General features: G+C 38.7%; 16 protein-coding genes and 1 riboswitch. Of the genes, 4 read left to right on the top strand and 12 right to left on the bottom strand.

The genetic code is table 11. The features are described 5' to 3' along the window. Positions 1-71: 71 nt before the first annotated feature. From AC0L4E_RS07170 to yegD, 3 genes are all read right to left on the bottom strand, one after another. Positions 72-554, bottom strand: coding sequence for a double zinc ribbon domain-containing protein (locus AC0L4E_RS07170; protein WP_473678616.1), 483 nt, complete (start codon positions 552-554; stop codon positions 72-74). Between the two features lie 54 nt (positions 555-608). Continuing rightward, complete coding sequence (locus AC0L4E_RS07165) at positions 609-1,031, bottom strand: CreA family protein (protein ID WP_473678615.1); 423 nt, start codon at positions 1,029-1,031, stop codon at positions 609-611. Positions 1,032-1,123: 92 nt separating this feature from the next. After that, positions 1,124-2,488: a molecular chaperone gene (yegD, locus tag AC0L4E_RS07160; protein WP_473678614.1), complete on the bottom strand. Its 1,365-nt coding sequence runs from the start codon at positions 2,486-2,488 to the stop codon at positions 1,124-1,126. 327 nt (positions 2,489-2,815) lie between these two features. Here yegD and ppk1 point away from each other — a divergent pair, with 327 nt between their 5' ends. Both ppk1 and AC0L4E_RS07150 read left to right on the top strand, forming a co-directional pair. After that, positions 2,816-4,942 carry a polyphosphate kinase 1 gene (gene ppk1, locus AC0L4E_RS07155; RefSeq protein ID WP_473678613.1) on the top strand — a complete coding sequence of 709 codons (2,127 nt, stop codon included), beginning with the start codon at positions 2,816-2,818 and terminating at the stop codon, positions 4,940-4,942. Position 4,943: 1 nt separating this feature from the next. Further along, positions 4,944-6,458, top strand: a complete 1,515-nt coding sequence (locus AC0L4E_RS07150; RefSeq protein ID WP_473678612.1) for a Ppx/GppA phosphatase family protein — start codon at positions 4,944-4,946, stop codon at positions 6,456-6,458. Between the two features lie 171 nt (positions 6,459-6,629). Here the strand turns inward: AC0L4E_RS07150 and trhO are convergent, their stop codons facing one another. Continuing rightward, positions 6,630-7,607 (bottom strand): oxygen-dependent tRNA uridine(34) hydroxylase TrhO, encoded by a 978-nt coding sequence (trhO, locus tag AC0L4E_RS07145; RefSeq protein ID WP_473678611.1) that lies wholly within the window; start codon positions 7,605-7,607, stop codon positions 6,630-6,632. A gap of 306 nt (positions 7,608-7,913) precedes the next feature. Here trhO and AC0L4E_RS07140 point away from each other — a divergent pair, with 306 nt between their 5' ends. Together AC0L4E_RS07140 and AC0L4E_RS07135 are read left to right on the top strand one after the other, a co-directional pair. Next, on the top strand, positions 7,914-8,627 hold the full coding sequence (locus tag AC0L4E_RS07140; RefSeq protein ID WP_473678610.1) for a glutathione S-transferase: 714 nt from the start codon (positions 7,914-7,916) through the stop codon (positions 8,625-8,627). A 201-nt stretch (positions 8,628-8,828) separates the two neighbouring features. Beyond that, positions 8,829-9,035 (top strand): hypothetical protein, encoded by a 207-nt coding sequence (locus AC0L4E_RS07135; protein WP_473678609.1) that lies wholly within the window; start codon positions 8,829-8,831, stop codon positions 9,033-9,035. A gap of 145 nt (positions 9,036-9,180) precedes the next feature. On the opposite strand, the gene AC0L4E_RS07130 is transcribed toward AC0L4E_RS07135, so the two are convergent. The 8 genes from AC0L4E_RS07130 to AC0L4E_RS07095 form a co-directional block, all read right to left on the bottom strand. After that, the gene (locus AC0L4E_RS07130) at positions 9,181-9,729 is read right to left on the bottom strand and encodes an NAD(P)H nitroreductase (RefSeq protein ID WP_473678608.1); all 549 of its coding nucleotides are present in this window, start codon (positions 9,727-9,729) and stop codon (positions 9,181-9,183) included. Positions 9,730-9,819: 90 nt separating this feature from the next. Beyond that, positions 9,820-10,404 (bottom strand): HvfX family Cu-binding RiPP maturation protein, encoded by a 585-nt coding sequence (locus AC0L4E_RS07125; protein ID WP_473678607.1) that lies wholly within the window; start codon positions 10,402-10,404, stop codon positions 9,820-9,822. 102 nt (positions 10,405-10,506) lie between these two features. Beyond that, positions 10,507-11,352: a DUF6279 family lipoprotein gene (locus AC0L4E_RS07120; RefSeq protein ID WP_473678606.1), complete on the bottom strand. Its 846-nt coding sequence runs from the start codon at positions 11,350-11,352 to the stop codon at positions 10,507-10,509. A gap of 44 nt (positions 11,353-11,396) precedes the next feature. Further along, positions 11,397-12,434 (bottom strand): phosphotransferase, encoded by a 1,038-nt coding sequence (locus tag AC0L4E_RS07115; protein ID WP_473678605.1) that lies wholly within the window; start codon positions 12,432-12,434, stop codon positions 11,397-11,399. 68 nt (positions 12,435-12,502) lie between these two features. Next, positions 12,503-13,165: a nicotinamide riboside transporter PnuC gene (gene pnuC / locus AC0L4E_RS07110; protein ID WP_473678604.1), complete on the bottom strand. Its 663-nt coding sequence runs from the start codon at positions 13,163-13,165 to the stop codon at positions 12,503-12,505. A 108-nt stretch (positions 13,166-13,273) separates the two neighbouring features. Continuing rightward, on the bottom strand, positions 13,274-13,534 hold the full coding sequence (locus AC0L4E_RS07105; RefSeq protein WP_153915403.1) for a YkoF family thiamine/hydroxymethylpyrimidine-binding protein: 261 nt from the start codon (positions 13,532-13,534) through the stop codon (positions 13,274-13,276). A 159-nt stretch (positions 13,535-13,693) separates the two neighbouring features. After that, positions 13,694-15,880 carry a TonB-dependent receptor gene (locus tag AC0L4E_RS07100; protein ID WP_473678603.1) on the bottom strand — a complete coding sequence of 729 codons (2,187 nt, stop codon included), beginning with the start codon at positions 15,878-15,880 and terminating at the stop codon, positions 13,694-13,696. 114 nt (positions 15,881-15,994) lie between these two features. Continuing rightward, positions 15,995-16,106, bottom strand: a riboswitch (TPP riboswitch). 148 nt (positions 16,107-16,254) lie between these two features. Continuing rightward, positions 16,255-16,644: a YcfL family putative periplasmic lipoprotein gene (locus AC0L4E_RS07095; protein ID WP_473681558.1), complete on the bottom strand. Its 390-nt coding sequence runs from the start codon at positions 16,642-16,644 to the stop codon at positions 16,255-16,257. Positions 16,645-16,714 lie beyond the last annotated feature (70 nt).

Here is a 16,714-nt window from a genome sequence, read left to right as displayed (position 1 = left end):
TTTTATGCACTATCCGAAAAAAGGGCTGCACTAACAACACCAATAAACTCTATCTAAAACACGTTAGCGGATCAGTTCGCGTTTACGATGGACTGCAGCACTCTTCTTAGTTCGTCACTATTGGCTTTCGATAAACCAATTATCACACTGGGCTTTTGACCTCGAGTTTCAATTTCGACTTTGTCCCAAATAATGCCACTACGATAATTAAAGCCCGCAATCTTATTCCACGGCACTTCATCAGTATTATTCCATAGCCTAAATATGCCTGGTGTATTAATCGTAACCTTGTCTTCATCAGTGACGATTTCTTGAGGTAAAAACCGAAATCTGAATAACAATGATGCCAACACTTCTGAATTAAATGACATAGACAACTGGGTGACATCAATACTTATTTGGCTAAAGCGATAATGACAATGCATACAGACTTTAGCCTCTAACGGTAATGTGCCATGGCAATCAGGGCACACATGGTTAGATAAATATTCAAGGCAATGACCACATTTAAGTGCACCATCATTCAATTCATTCTGACAAAAAGGACAATCCATGTAGTCACCTTTGCTATTGTTGTTTTCTCTAAGTCTTTAATACATCGATAAATACTAGTTCGCTGCTTGTGTCTGGCTGTAAGCTTTAGTGCCCCATAAAGGCACTGTCGACAAGCTGTGTTTATAGCTTCCTGAGGTTTCTTTTGTAGAATAAGAAACATACATCAGTGTTTGGTTTTCTTTATCAAAAATACGTCTAATTTTCATCGTTTTGAAAAAGATACTTTTTGATTTTTTAAACACAATTTCGCCTGATGCCGACATATCAATTGCAGCAATCATTTGCGGGGTAATTTCACCTGTTTGGCGACATGAAATAGCGGAATCAGAAGGATCAGAAAAACTTAAATCCGCTTCGATACTCGCCACATGACAGGTCACTCCAGTCACAATCGGGTCGACCATCATATTGAGCTTAATATCTTTAGTGGTAAACACCCCTAAACTCACTTTACCCACATCATCACTACAGCTCATTGTAAGAAAACTCGTTGCAACAATGAATAAGACTGACGATAGTTTTTTGTTTAAAAATAATTTTGATTGAGAAAACATAAAGCGACTTTTCCTTAAGAGTTAAATACTTTACCTGCCCAGCGCACTAAACCACTGGTCACACTGCCAAAGTGATCGCCGACCACGATTTCAGCTTGGCTAAATTGATCGGCAATACATTGATGGATCACCGGGCTTTTGGCTGTACCGCCTGTCACATAGACCACATCAGGCATAACACCGGCTTCTTCAACGGCTTGCTTCATAATAGTGACTAATTTGGCCACAGGTTGATCCACTGCAGTTTCAAAATCAGTTTGATTTACAGCGACAGCAAATTGAGACTCAATAAATGATAAATCAGCTTGGTACTCAGCTTGAGTTGATAGACCAATTTTTGATTGCTCTGCTTGACGCACAAACTGGTAACTCATTTGATGCTGTCTTAATGACTTTAAGCGCGTCAATAACTCAGGTTTTAATGAATCTTTGATTAGTTCATCAATTAGCTTCGCCGTCGACAACGAATTAAAGTCACGCTGAGCACTAATATCATTCACAGCAACGCCATTCCAAAACGGTTGCCGCGGTACTGTCAAATTGGTTTTTAATTGCGATCCCAAACCTAAATGAGGCATAAAGCAATTCATTGCAACGGCAATGTCTAAATCATTACCGCCCACACGCTGACCACTATGGCCTAACACGTCGTCACTGCGATCGGTTTTATGCTGTAAATCAGGCCCCATTTTCACCATAGAGCAATCCGTCGTACCACCGCCCACATCCACAACCAATACTGTTTGATTACGGCTCATTGAGGCTTCAAAGTCCATGGCTGCTGCCATTGGCTCAAATAAAAAGCTTACCTGCTCAAAACCTGCTCGTTTAGCGGCGGTCTCTAAAATCGCTTGGGCTTGTTGATTGCTTAATTCACCACCAATTCCTTGGAAATTAACTGGTCTGCCGATAACTGCTTGGGTAATGGGTTCGTTAATTAATTTGTTTGCTCGGGACATAACCTCTAGCATCATTAACGTCACAATATCTTCAAACAAAGCAACTTGTTCTGGGCGTAACCCACTGGCACCAAGAAACGATTTTGGCGACCGGACATAAAAACCTTCATCAGGAAAATCTAAGTAAGCATCGATGGCTTCTGGACCTACAAACACCACTTGTTCATCTGGGTAAATATCTAAATCATGGCGCACCATTCTTGCTCGGCTTAATTGCGCTGAGCGTAACTTGCCATATTCAGCTTTAAACTCTGGTGCAATACGTTGATAAACAGCTTCTGCGATTAACTCTCGATCCATTGCATATAAGGTAGATGATAAGAAATTACTGTCGCCATTGATCGGAATTAACCTAACTTCTCCCTCTTTTTCAATACCAACGGAACAATTTGCACTGCCATAATCAAACCCAATAAACATTTCTTACCACTCAAAAATTCAAATCAATGCTAAAAATAACACAAGCTTTATATCGGATCTTATAAAGTTTAGTGTTCACTGTTATTTAGCTGACAATTTCATCAATTGGTTTAATTTGCTTAATCAATTTGTTGCACTATTGAATTTGCTGAAAACAGTGTTCAACTCAATAACATCACAAAATTGTCATATTACTGCAGTAAAATATCTTTTTACTTTATTCATATTAAACAGTGAATTAGCTATTCCACCCTAGCGTATTATTTTCGCACCATTCGATTATGGCTTTTATGAAAGTATTACCGCAATGCTTTGCAGGAGCAAAATGTGACTGAATCCCGTCATCTAAAATTCGTTGATAAAGAACTGTCTTGGTTGTCATTTAATGAACGTGTATTACAAGAAACTTATGATGCTTCTGTACCACTGATTGAGCGAGTGAGATTCTTAGGGATTTTTTCAAGTAACATGGATGAGTTTTTTCAGGTTAGAGTCGCTGCAGTTAGACGTGCGATACTCGTTTCTGGGATCAGTTCTAAACAGCTTCAGTACCAGCAATTAATGACCAAAATTCAGGATAAAGTATTCGACTTACAAGAAAAGTTTGATCAAATTTACCCTGTATTAATGAAAGAATTAGCCCGCTGTAATATCTTTTTAATTAACGAGACTCAACTGAGTGAGTTTCACAGTGCCTGGCTTAAAAAGTACTTTAAAAACCAATTAAAGCGTCATATAGCACCACACATCGTCACCGATGAAAGTGATTTAGTACAGCACTTAGTTGATGGAACAACCTACTTAGTCGCTAGCCTCCAATCGGGCGATAATAAAGCGTACGCTTTGGTGGAAGTGCCCAATAAGAATGTACCGCGATTTTTAGAACTTCCAACTGAAAAAACATCAAAAATTAAACACTTAATATTGCTCGATAATATTATCCGTCACTGTATTGATGATTTATTTAGACCTTTTTTTGAGTTCGATACCATTCAAGTTTTCTCAATGAAAATGACCCGAGATGCGGATTACAACATCAGTAATGAGCTTGAACAAACAACACTTGAGCGAATGACAAAAGGGATTAAAAAGCGCTTAAATGCTCAGCCAGTTAGGCTGGTTTATGACCGTAATATGCCTGAAGATATGTTAGAAATGCTCAAGTCACACTTGCATATCAGCTCTACAGAGTGTCTGGTGCCGGGTGGGCGATATCATAGCTTCAAAGACTTTATGGACTTCCCCAATCCAAGTCGTAAAAAGCTGGTTAATGAGAAGCTTCATCCCATTGATAGCAGTCAGTTTTTAGCGTTTGATAACAGCTTTGATGCTATTAGACATAAAGACATTATGCTCAATTATCCGTATCATAAGTTTTCTCATTTCACAGAGTTAGTCAGACAAGCCGCTTACGATCCAGCAGTTAAATTCATTAAAATTAACCTCTACCGAGTGGCTAAAAAAAGCCACATTATGCAGTCACTGATTGATGCTGTTAAAAATGGTAAACAAGTGACGGCAATCATTGAGCTTAGAGCCCGTTTTGATGAGGAATCAAACATTAACTGGACTCGCCGCTTAGCTGAAGCTGGAGTAACGGTTCATCATGGTATTCCGAGTTTAAAAGTCCATTCAAAATTATGCCTCATTGGCCGTAAAGAGCATGGCCAAACTCAGTATTATTGCCACATAGGTTCAGGTAACTTTAACGAAGGAACAGCCCGTTTTTATACTGACTTTTCGTTGTTTACCGCCAATCAAGATATTGCAGGTGAAGTTAAACAAGTCTTTGATTTAATCGAACGACCTTACCGTAAAGACGAGTTTAATCATCTAATCGTCTCGCCTTATAACTCGCGATCACGCTTTTTAAGCTTAATCGATGATGAAATTGCACAAGCTAAACAAAAAAAGCCTGCCAGTATTCAGCTAAAACTGAATAATCTGGTGGATGACATCATGATTAATAAGCTATATGAAGCGTCGAATGCCGGTGTAAAAATCACTATGCTTATCCGTGGTATGTGTAGCTTAATCCCGCAAATACTAGGGCAAAGCGACAACATTAAGGTTTATAGCATTATCGACCGATATCTAGAGCATTCACGGGTGATGTTGTTCCATGCAGGCGGCGAACAAAAACTATTTATCGGCTCATCAGATTGGATGACCCGTAATATTGATGAACGGATTGAAGTCTCAACGCCAGTATATGATAAGCAGTTAAAACAGATGGTTATTGCTATACTTTCGTTGCAATTTAAAGATAATACTAAGTCTAGGGTGATTAATCAGCAGCATGATAATCGCTATAACCCTAGAGGAAATAAACGCAAACTTCGTAGCCAAGTTGCTATTCATCAATACCTTAATAGCTATGAAAAGAAGGTAAAAACTGCATTAGCAGTCAAACATAACAATAAGAACCAAGCAGAATTACCACAAGAGGCTTAAATTGGCTGATGTTATTGCACAAGACTCACAACATTTTGTCGCTATCGACATGGGGTCAAATAGTTTTCACTTAGTAATTGCTCGTGAACAAGACGGGCTTTTGCAAGTGTTACACAAAGAAAAACGCCAAGTGCAGCTGGCAAAATACCTTGATAATCACAATGTATTAGCAGAAGTAGCAATTGAAAATGGCGTTCAATGTCTTAAAGATTTCAGTCAGCGCTTTTCAAACTTAGCGAAAGCCCAAGTCAAAATTGTCGCCACGCACACCTTACGCGTAGCCAAGAATCGGCAATCTTTTTTAACCGCAGCTCGCAAAGTGCTGCCCTATCCAATTAATGTGGTTTCGGGGCATGAAGAAGCTCGTTTAATCTATACCGGTATTGCCCACAGCCAAGTGCTTGAACAAAAAAATATCGTTATAGACATTGGTGGTGGCTCAACAGAAGTGATTGTGGGTAATGAAAAACGTGCTAAACATTTAGCCAGTTTAAAATGTGGCTGCGTCAGTTATAACAAACGTTTTTTTGTGAATGGTCACCTTTCAAAAGAATCATTTAAGCAAGCTATTCAAGCAGCAGATAAGCAATTTTCAGGCTTAAGCCAAGTTTACTTTAACCAAGATTGGTCACTCGTGTTAGGGAGTTCAGGCTCAGCAAAAGCCATTACTCTCGCCATCAGTGAAGTTACCGATAATGGCGAAGGCATAACTAGTAAAAACCTATTAGCGTTAAAAAAGCACCTTATCAATGTCGGTCGTATCGACAAGCTTGAATTCGAGCAACTCGATGAAAGAAGGATCCCGCTTCTTGCTGCAGGTTTAGCCATTTTAATCAGTTTTTTTAGACAGTTAGAAATCAAACATTTGCAAGCTGCAAAAGGTGCTCTGCGTGAAGGAGTCCTTTATGAGCTTGCCAAGATTGAACAGCAAGATGATATAAGACAACGAACATTAACCAGTTTAGCTCAGCTTTATCATACTGATGCAAACCAAGCGAATAAGGTCACTCAAACGGCCTTAGCTCTATTTGAGCAAGTCAGTAAACCATGGGGATTAACGGATTATCGCTGGTTACTCGAAGGCGCTTGTCAGCTTCATGAAATTGGCATATCCATCAACTCTAAGTCTCACCACAAGCATGGTAGCTATATTTTAGAAAACAGCGATTTACCTGGCTTTAACCAACAACAGCAGCAAATGCTAGCGTTACTGGTGGGCAATCATCGCAAGAAACTGAATTATCTATCCATCACCATCGCAGACGATATTCAGCGCCAAGCTTTTACGCGCTTACTAACCCTTCTGCGTCTAGCTGTATTGTTTAATTTAGGCAGAACATCCAGCAGCGACCAACAAATAAAGGTTAAAGCTCAACAAGCAGATTTTACAATTAAGCTTTCGCAGTGCAAAGAGCAAGATAAAGAAGCAACTCAACGCTGTGAATTATTAATACAAGATTTATATGCCGAACAGAAAAAGTTAGCCACAATAGGGATTAACTTAAGTTTTAAGTAAGTTGTGTTTTAAATAAGTTGAGCTTTTACTAAAGAGAACACCCATAAAAAAGTACACGCTATTATTCATAGCGTGTACTTTTTAGTTCTTTAATCTTGTTAGACCTAAATAAAGAACTGTAACTTGATGGTGATGCTTATCGAAAGCTGACTGATAAAAGTAGAGTTTTAACTAGCTTTCGTTTTGCGCTTGCTTTAACGACTCTTTATCTTTGCGGCGCTGTGCAATGACTTGTTTAACTTCGCTGCCAATGTGCGCTTCACCACGTTGTTTTGCTAATTGTACTTGGCGTTCTCGTTCAATAAAGCGCTGACGTTGCTCATCTGAAATTTTATCAATACAGTGTGGGCAACTAACCCCTTGGACATAAGCTTCTGTTTGCATTTCTTCTTGGGTAATCGGCATGCGACAAGCATTACATTGATCGTAAATGCCTTTTTCAAGTTGATGATTCACTGCGACTCGGTTATCAAATACAAAGCACTCACCTTCCCATAAACTTTGCTCAGGCTTTACTTCCTCTAGATATTTTAGGATGCCGCCTTCAAGGTGATAAACCTCATCAAACCCTTGTTCTTTTAAATAGGCAGTGGATTTTTCACAGCGAATACCACCGGTACAGAACATTGCGACTTTTTTATGTTTGACAGGATCTAGGTTTTCTTTAACGTAGTCAGGAAATTCACGGAATGTTTCTGTTACAGGGTTAACCGCATCTTTAAAGGTACCAATTTGTACTTCATAGTCATTACGAGTATCTACTAATAGCACTTCAGGATCTGAAATTAACGCATTCCAATCTTTAGGCTTTACATAAGTACCTACCACTTCACGAGGATCGATTCCCTCAACGCCCATAGTCACAATTTCTTTTTTAAGTTTTACTTTAGTGCGATAAAAAGGCATTTGTTCATCAAATGAAAGCTTGCACACAATATCAGCTAAGCCTTCTTGTGTGGCTAACCATGCCAGTAATCCATCAATGGCTTGCTGGCTACCAGCAACTGTACCGTTAATGCCTTCTTTAGCCAGTAATAAGGTACCGCGGATTTCAGCATTTTCCATATGGGCTAATAATGGTGCTCTAATAGATTCAAAATTAGGTAAGGCAACAAACTTATATAACGCACAAACTACAACGTGTGACATGGTTTTCTCCGCTAGCTGGAACTTAATTTCCAGTGCATAGGTTTTATCGAAATAATGTGTTTATTAAGCTTTAAATTTGAGAGCGTTGTTGTAGAGCAATATTAATTAATGCCAATAGGCAACGATAACTGCTCAGAACAAACGGGACGCAGCTCAAATAAAAGCGCGGAATTGTACCTTAATCACACTTATCTCGGCAATTTTATTTGATTAAGATCACATTGCGAAGCGAGTTATAGCTAACAATCCATTGAATAACGCCTTAGAATGGCTCGTATATTAAGAAATCAAAAATAAACACACCACATGATCCTATACAGTTTTAGACGTTGTCCTTACGCAATGAGAGCCCGCTTAGGACTACACTTATCTTCACTAAACCCGCAGGTACGAGAAATCATCCTTAAAAATAAACCTGCTGAAATGCTGGAGATTTCTCCTAAAGGAACGGTACCGGTTTTAGTCATTCATTCCGAGAATCAATACCAAAACAAAAACCAAGACGAAAGTATTAATAATAAGTGGCTTATACTAGAAGAAAGTCTAGATATTATTAATTATTCACTCAGTCATTATCCTGCAACGAATTACGAATATTTATGCAAAGGTGAATATGACTTATTGATAAAGTCGTTAACAGATAAAGATGCAAAAGCATTAATTGATATAAACGATAATGAATTTAAATCTTGGCTAGACAAATACAAATATGCAGATAGACACCTTGAATTTACTGAAGAGTATTACCGTGAAAAAGCATGTAAATTCATAGCAATACTTGAGACTAAGCTGAGCAATACAGATCACTTATTTGCTCACAGTCCAACCTATGCCGATTTTGCTATTTTTCCATTCGTTCGCCAGTTTGCCCACGTTAACCGAAGTTGGTTTGAACAAAGCCCGTATTCTCATGTGAGAAAATGGCTAAAACACCATATTGAAAGTGATTTATTTCAATCCGTTATGTGCAAATATCCATTATGGCTCGATGATATTGAGCAACAAACCAAGTTAAAGTGACCAAACTAGTTAAGCATATGCTTAATTAATAAGCGTAGATTCACACTTTTGTATAATTATTCAATAAAACCATTGAATTAATGAGTTAAATTGAAGTATGTTACGTCAACTATAAGATGGATTTTTTATTGTTTTTGCTGCGAAATTCCAAAATGAGATTAAGCTTAGATAAGTCTCTTTGCAGTAATCAAGGATGTAGACATGGAACAAATGGATTTGGTGATGTTATTAATACTGTTGCTCAGTATTTTACATATCATGTTTTGTCATAGAGCGATGACAACTGGCGCTCATATAGATAATGTGCGCAGGTATTTATGGGGAACCATCAGCCTATGTTTTGGACCTTTAGGTTACTATATTTATCAGAATTTACTGCCACTAGATTCGTTAGACCCTAAAGAGTAAATTAAACTTACTTTAACACCTACTCCAATAACTTTTATCATACAGACGCTGCCTTTAACGCAGCGCCATATTTTTATATGTTCTTTTTTTATTTTGCTTTGATGCGCAGACTTTATATTTCAAAGTGCTTTGATAAATCCTGCCTCTAAAGAAAACGAGCAAACTGACGACCTTCCTTTAAAGGTTTAACTGGTGCTTTAACTGCTGGTGTTCCAACATATAAAAAACCTACAATTTGTTCTTCTTCAGCTAAGCCTAACTCTTTATTTACAGTGGCATTAAAAGCAAAGTCACCTGTACGCCAAACTGCACCTAAGCCTAAAGCAAATGCTGCTTGTTGCATTGCCATGGTCGCACAGCCTGCTGCAAGTTGCTGTTCTAGTAATGGAACTTTCGGATGCTGTTGGTTTTTAGTCGCAATGGTAATGACCATAGGCGCACGATGCGGCATGCCTTTAGCCTTTGTGATAAAGGCTTCTTCAGCTCCATTCGCGCTAGCTGCTTTAACAAAAATTTCGCCTAACTTATTAAGGCCATCACCAGTGGCAATGATAAATTCCCAAGGCGTTAAAGCACCATGGTCAGGCACTCTTGCTGCGGCATTAAGAATAAAGTCGAGTTGAGATTCTGAAGGGGCTGGCAGGGTTAATCTCGGCGTTGATTGTCGGGTGAGTAATAATTCTGATGCGTCCAATGAAATGTCCTTTTTACCAATCACAATAATAAATTCAGACCGATACTAACAAAAATCCCACATTGAAGTGGGATTTTTTAATGACTCAACTTATGACATAAAACGTTTTCGAATAAAGTAATCAAGGCTAGTGTATCGACCACCACCTAGCATAAGTAGAGCCAGCAACATGAATAAATAGGTTATGGCAAATTCGATTCCGTTATTCAAAATAACAAAATTACCTGAGCTTGTTAGCCACTCATAATTACCGTGCTGTTGCAAAATTGACTTGGCAGCCTCTAATTTTTCAGCCGAAGCAGCAACATTATCATTCGCTAACCAAGAACTCGCATCTGCTATGGCTAACCAACCATTATCAATATGCACAGCAAAAGCTGCGACGAACATGGTGAACATCATCGGAATAGCAATGAGTCTAGTTGCCAATCCAATTAATAATAAAAAACCACCAAATAACTCTGTACCAGCAGCTAACGCCGTCATTACCTCAGGCATAGGCAAGCCTAACCCCCAATCTGGATTACCAAACCAAGCTGCGGTATCACTAAAATGCGACAATTTGTTGTAACCCGCTTGCATTAAAACTGGCGCAAGGTAAATACGCAAGGCTAATGGCGCTAAGCCTTCAATATGTTTTAAAAAGTTTAAAAATTGCTGGTAAAGATTACTCATATTTATTCCTTAAAATATTCGTTCATTACGTCACTAGACCAAGCATAGTAGATAAATCTTTCAAAACATGATCAAAAATAACTCATACATTTTATTTCAGATTTACTTTATCTCTTTTGAAAGATCACTTAGGTCAGTAATTAACTCATCCATTTTTTTAGTGAAATGTTGTCTTTGTTTAGCAGATAAACTGCTATTAAGGTCAATCACTAATTGGCCAAATAAACGAGAGTTTTGGTCAACATGTTGCTGATAAACTTCCGATTTTAATTCATCAGGCGATGTCATCAATAAGCGCATACGCTGCTCAAGTAGCTCTGTATCATCACGCATTTCAATGGCTTGTTGAAATTGCCTTAACCAGTCCAGTCGATATTCTAGCCACATATCTAATGTCGCTAATCGCTGTTTATTATATTGCTTAACTAATGCTTGTTGCTGTGGCGAAACACTGCCTAACCAATCGTCAATGTTATCGATGACTTTTTCATTTGAATCGTCTAACAATTGCTGCGGAGTTTTTCCGGCATACTTTTGATTTAGTTCTTTATTATCTTCTTTAAGCTTTTCAATCAATTCGCGAGCTTGTTGATCTGAAAGGCTGGCTAAAATGGGTAATAAATCAGGTAATACAAAATCAAAAATACGAAACCAATGTGCTTTAGCATCGGTGACTTGCTGCTGCCATAACTCAGGAGTGACAGTTTGGCTTTGAATCGCTTGCGAAAGAGAGTTTAACTGCTGGCTATATCGGAGTAATTCATCTTTTTGATGCCAGATTAGGAATTTCTCTAGCAATACATCAAACTGTTTCTGCTGCTGTTTATCAAAAGTAACGTACTCCTCTACTCGCCATTCTATGGCCCAATCGAGAAAGAAATAGCTAAATTTTGTGGAACACCCCACCAAAAACACCACCAGCAATAATGGAACGAATGACTTCTTCAACGGACGTTCTCCTTAATCTTGGCTATTGATTAAGAATAATAGCCTTATGATATTAAAGATAGGTATTTGTTGAATAACATAAAATATGAAGTTTTTGAGTCAGTTGACGTTTGATTAACTAAAGCATCAACGAGTTGATCATCTTCTGAATCTGGGCCTTTAGCTGCCATCATCAATGCCCAAGCCGCGCTAAATGCCCAAAAGCAGTTATAGATTTGATCTAAATACTGAATAGCATTGGTTTGAAGGTTTGGATGTTGAAATAGATATTGCTCAGAAAGATCTTTAGCTTGTTGATCAGTTAACTGATGAGTTGCCAAAATCGAGGCTAAATCAAACATCGGATGGCTTGCTGCGCAATATTCAAAATCGATACACAGCAATTTATCTTGTTGTAGCAATAGATTAAACGGTGATAAATCGCGATGACAAAATTGTGGCCTAATCAAACAAGACTCTACATCAGCCAGCCAAGAAGTCATTGCAGGTTTTAAATCTAATAATTGTGCAAATGCATCACACCATTGTTTATCTAATTGGTGATTTGACAGTTCAGCTAATGACTCAAGATAGACGTGCCACTGCTCAGTAATGCTAATGGCTTTAGGGGGTAAAGCTAATGTAGTGAGTTGATTCAGTAAGTTCAGTAATTGACTAACGGGTTCGTACTGCTCAGCTAGACCATCACCACATTGAAAGACATTGTTTTTGGGTCTATTAGATGAGCTAAAGCCATATTCAGAGAATGTAGATGACCAATCAAAGCTTGCTTGCTTGATAAACTCACTTAAATAAAACTGCTTAGTCCCGCTTTGCCATATAAGTTTAGGCGCTAATTGGATAGCTTGCGCCATTTGCCAGCAAGCGACTTCATTATCTCTATCACACCACTGCTGAATATCTTTATTATCCCGTAACACCCAGTCTTTAGATGGCATTTTAAGGTGGTAATTACTGTTACTTAAGCCTGCGGACAACCTATCGACACCAGTACAATTGTCGCTAATATCCACCACTAACGATGAAGGCAATTGATGTTTAAGATCAGCAGGCAATAATGCCCAAGGGTTAAATACTGTCATCGGTTATTAGTCTTTATTCTCGCTCGGTTTGTGGGTTTTAAAATTAGCAGAGAGCTTATCAACAAGAGTTATTTAGCGAGATTAAACTGTGTTTCAAGCGTATCTTGCTGCATTTTTTTACGCCACATAAAATAACCACTCACCGCCATAAATAAGTATAAAACCAGTAAACCAGAAGTGAGCATTAAGCCTTTTTGAAGATACAAATATATAGACAACGAATTTATTACCATCCAGTAATACCAGTTTTCTATCACTTTTTTAGCAACTAAGTAGGTAGTCATTACAGCAAAACACGTCGTTAATGCATCAAGGTATGGAAAAGATGCCGAAGTATTCGTGGCCATCAAATAACCTACAATCAACGATATTACAGACGTTACCGCAATAATAATCAGATGCTTATTCAATGACCAACTCACAATAGCTAACTCAGTATCTTGAGAGCTGCCTTCAATTTTATTACTGCCATAGCGCCATAACCAAAAGCCATACACAGCCATCGCCATATAATAGACGTTAAGTAGGGATTCCATTAATAGTGAGACTTTCCAAAACAACACCGTATAAATAGCGGTACTGACAAAAGCTGCAGCCCAGCACCAGATATTGGTTCTCATGGCTAAAACTAAATAGGCGATTGCAAGTACCACAGCAATAGCTTCCCACCCTGTCATAGCGGAGGCTTCTGTTAAGGCAGTTTGAAAGTATTGGAAAATCTCAGCAAGCATATTAATGATTTCTTTTTCTATTCAAAAATTAATTAACTAAAGTATTTAAGGACATTAGTTCTTAAAAATTACTTCTTATAATGAGTAGCAATAGTTCGCTATGAACAGTTATTCAGTGTGAGTTAAATCTAACTCGCCACCAATGAATTTACACACAAAAACAGCCTTGCCCCACTTTTGGTGAGCAGCTTCCATCTCCACAGCAAGCATTGACATCACATCAGCATATTCACCACAAACTTGTGTTGCCATGGCATTGGTTTTTCTTTCGATATTTGAGTAGCTATCAACACGGCCAATAAACCATTTAATCGGATCCAAATAGTTTTCGTTAAACGGATACATACTGATTTCAGCTGTTAATTTCATCAGGAATTCCTTAGGGGCGACTTAAGTAAAAATACCGCCATAGTTTAGCAAAGAAATGGCAAACCATGGCGGTATTTCACTGTATTTCATTGTTAAATAACAATGTTAAAACTATTGTTATTGTTAAAGAAATTCAGCTTTATCAATAATCAGTAAACACTACATAAACTTCACATCAAGTGTAATGCCTAACTGGCGAGGATCGCCATAACGAACATATTGTTTATCAGCCCAATCTAAATCTGGCTCATTACCAAAGTAGAAACCACGTACGCCATATTGCTCATCAAATAAGTTTCTGCCCCATAAGTAAGCTGACCACATCTGTGACTCATAACCAATGCGTGCATTGAATATGGTGTAAGCATCTGATTTGGATTCATTGCTATCTGAGTAGTAAAAGTCACTTTTTCCACTGGCATTTAAGTTGGTGAACCAACCTGAATCACTGACATAGCTCATACCTGCGCTGTAAGTGAAGTTAGGCGCATGCGCTTGGTCGCGCCCTGTTAAGTCAATTACGTTACCTGAACCATCATTGTATTGATAATCACCGTATTCAGTTTCTAACCAACCTACACTGCCGTAAAACTCTATGTTATCTGTGGCATAGTATTTAAAGTCTGCTTCTGCGCCATAGTTTTTAGCGCTACCGGCATTATCAGTGTATAGAATGAAGCGCTGTTGGTCGTCAGGATCTTGCTGTGACGCCGATACTTGTTGGTTTTGACGGTCCATGTAAAACAGCGCCATATTGGTCGCTACCGCGCCATCTAACCATGATGATTTAAGACCTAACTCATAGTTGTATAGAATTTCAGTATCGAATTCTTTTTTATCAGCAAGTTCAGGTGGTAAAGTCATGTTAAAGCCACCCGCTTTGTAACCGCGAGCAATTCTAAAGTAAGCGTTATGATCTTGGTTTAAGCTTTTAGAAATCGCTAAATGCCCGCCCCACATATTTTCTGTAGGATCGAATTCATCGCCATTACTGTCGGAATACTCACTTACGCGGCGTTCTAATCGCACACCTGCTGAAAATACATAACCATCACCAAACTGGGTATCTGTTTGGGCAAAAATGGCATAGTTGGTGGCTTCATATTCTGACTGTAATACTTCATCAGGCCAGCCATTGTATTCAGAGTATAAATCGTTATCTTCTTTCAGGTTCATGCCGTATAAACCCACTAACCAGTCAGTCGAATCGTTAAAAATTCGTCCTGCTTCGTTTGAGCTAATACGGAACTCTTGTGAAATCGTTTTGCGGTCGCCTTGCTTATCCCATGTGTAATCGTAAACACATGGCTCTGTGCCAATCTCGACCCAGTTATCATCATAAGCAGTACATTCTTTTGAGGCCCAATAATCAGGGTTAGCCCAATCGCCATCATAATTATGGTGATGGTCAGTTTGTGCAAATGAAGTTAGCGAGGTCAGTTCAAATTTTTCAAACTGAGTAAAAATCGCTTTTAAGCCAACGCCAGTGGTTTTTTGGCTATCAACTCCAGGCTTATCAGTAATGGTTTCAAAACCATTATTATCTAATGTCCAAGCATCATAACCATTGTCAAAGTTGGCATGTAATAAGGTTAAATCAAGTTGCACGTCATCGGTTGCATACCAGCGCAGTTTTGCTCTAGCGGTAAACTCGTCACGGGCGTTCGTATCTTCACGCTCTAGATAGGTATTATCACGGTAACCATTTTGAGAATGCTGTTCTAACGATACGCGATACAACAATTTACCTGAATCAGATAAGGGACCGGAGCTAAAACCAGAGAAAGTTTGTAAATCATCATCACCCATTGACACTTGTGCGCCATGTTCAAATACATCCGTTGGGTCATTACTTTTTAAATAAATTAACCCGGCTAATGCATTAGCACCATATTGGGTGCCTTGAGGTCCACGTAATACTTCAACTTGTTGCATATCGTACATGCTTGAAACCATGCCGATACCTGATAAATCAATATCATCAACGATAAAGCCAACCGATGAGTTAGGTGCGCCTTGATATTCTTCTTGCTCACCAACACCACGAATTTGGAAGTATTTAGGACGTGAACTGCCGCCTGACCAGTTAAAGTTGGCAATAGAGTTCAATACATCTTCAAAATGCTGTGCCCCTTCGTCTTGTAATTGCTGACTGTCGATTACCGTCACGCTAGAAGGCGCTTTTTCAAGCTCGATATTACTGAAGTCAGCATTAACAACAATGACTTCCATCTTTTCTGCATTTGGCGCTGAGCGCTCAATATCTTCAGATTGTGCAACAGCAGAAGTCGATAAAGCGGCGAGAATGGCAATCGCAACAGGCGATTTAGGTTTAAATAAAGACATAGGACCTCAAATAATAATTTTGAGATCCGGCAAGCATAGTGAATGAGTGATGTGCATCTGTGACAACATTGTCGAGTTCGCTTTCTTGTTTTAGCGTTAATTCAAAAATGATGTCTTAAAAAATGCAGCCTATTCCTACGCCGGTATTAGCCGGATCAGGTTCTAAGGGTTCGTCAAAAAACATCTCAGTTAGCTCTTTTTTGAGCTAACACCCCTTGGCGAGGCGGATTATAAACGATTAGCAATAAGTACGACACTGTTACTGAGAACTTTTCATTAACTATTTAAGTACAAGTTTGTATCACCTAAAGAAGTGAACCGTTTAGGCATAAAAAAACACCCAAATATGGGTGTTTTCTAAAATTGATTAACGCTTAATTTGAGAAGGCTTTGCGGACATAAACATCAAAGCGTGTGGCTGTGGTATTAGGTGCTACAGCGGTTACCTGCATTTGTTGCTTACCGTGAAGTTTTAATGATTTCCAGCTAGTAGCTTCATCTTCAATAGTAAATCCACCAGCGTCATACCAAGTAAATTTATATTGTAGACGTAGGTCGGTGCTAACCTTGCTTAATATTAACGCCGAGCCTTGTAATAAATCACCTTGTGTACGCACGTTAACTTGCTCGACAGCGACCTCTTGACCAAATGAGTAATTATCAACCCGAGTTTCGCCATTGGAACCTGCTGATACTCCAGCGGTGTGATTAGCACAAGCTGACATCATTAATACTAATGTTACAACGACTATTGAAAACTTCATCATGTATCCTCTTGATAACTTAGCCCTATGGGCTTGAAACTGACGGTTCGTAAGTGACTCTTCTATAAAA

Source organism: Shewanella sp. GJ50-10, from assembly GCF_055808815.1.
Note: the sequence above shows the minus strand (reverse complement) of the source record. Positions and strands in the feature narration are given on the sequence as shown.

Bases quoted from the DNA above. Each gene is read 5' to 3' on its own strand.
- AC0L4E_RS07095 (WP_473681558.1), bottom strand. From the start codon at position 16,644: ATGAAGTTTTCAATAGTCGTTGTAACATTAGTATTAATGATGTCAGCT.
- AC0L4E_RS07140 (WP_473678610.1), top strand. From the start codon at position 7,914: ATGATCCTATACAGTTTTAGACGTTGTCCTTACGCAATGAGAGCCCGC.
- pnuC (WP_473678604.1), bottom strand. From the start codon at position 13,165: ATGCTTGCTGAGATTTTCCAATACTTTCAAACTGCCTTAACAGAAGCC.
- AC0L4E_RS07165 (WP_473678615.1), bottom strand. From the start codon at position 1,031: ATGAGCTGTAGTGATGATGTGGGTAAAGTGAGTTTAGGGGTGTTTACC.
- yegD (WP_473678614.1), bottom strand. From the start codon at position 2,488: ATGTTTATTGGGTTTGATTATGGCAGTGCAAATTGTTCCGTTGGTATT.
- AC0L4E_RS07100 (WP_473678603.1), bottom strand. From the start codon at position 15,880: ATGTCTTTATTTAAACCTAAATCGCCTGTTGCGATTGCCATTCTCGCC.
- AC0L4E_RS07135 (WP_473678609.1), top strand. From the start codon at position 8,829: ATGGAACAAATGGATTTGGTGATGTTATTAATACTGTTGCTCAGTATT.
- AC0L4E_RS07125 (WP_473678607.1), bottom strand. From the start codon at position 10,404: ATGAGTAATCTTTACCAGCAATTTTTAAACTTTTTAAAACATATTGAA.
- trhO (WP_473678611.1), bottom strand. From the start codon at position 7,607: ATGTCACACGTTGTAGTTTGTGCGTTATATAAGTTTGTTGCCTTACCT.
- AC0L4E_RS07115 (WP_473678605.1), bottom strand. From the start codon at position 12,434: ATGACAGTATTTAACCCTTGGGCATTATTGCCTGCTGATCTTAAACAT.
- AC0L4E_RS07170 (WP_473678616.1), bottom strand. From the start codon at position 554: ATGGATTGTCCTTTTTGTCAGAATGAATTGAATGATGGTGCACTTAAA.
- AC0L4E_RS07105 (WP_153915403.1), bottom strand. From the start codon at position 13,534: ATGAAATTAACAGCTGAAATCAGTATGTATCCGTTTAACGAAAACTAT.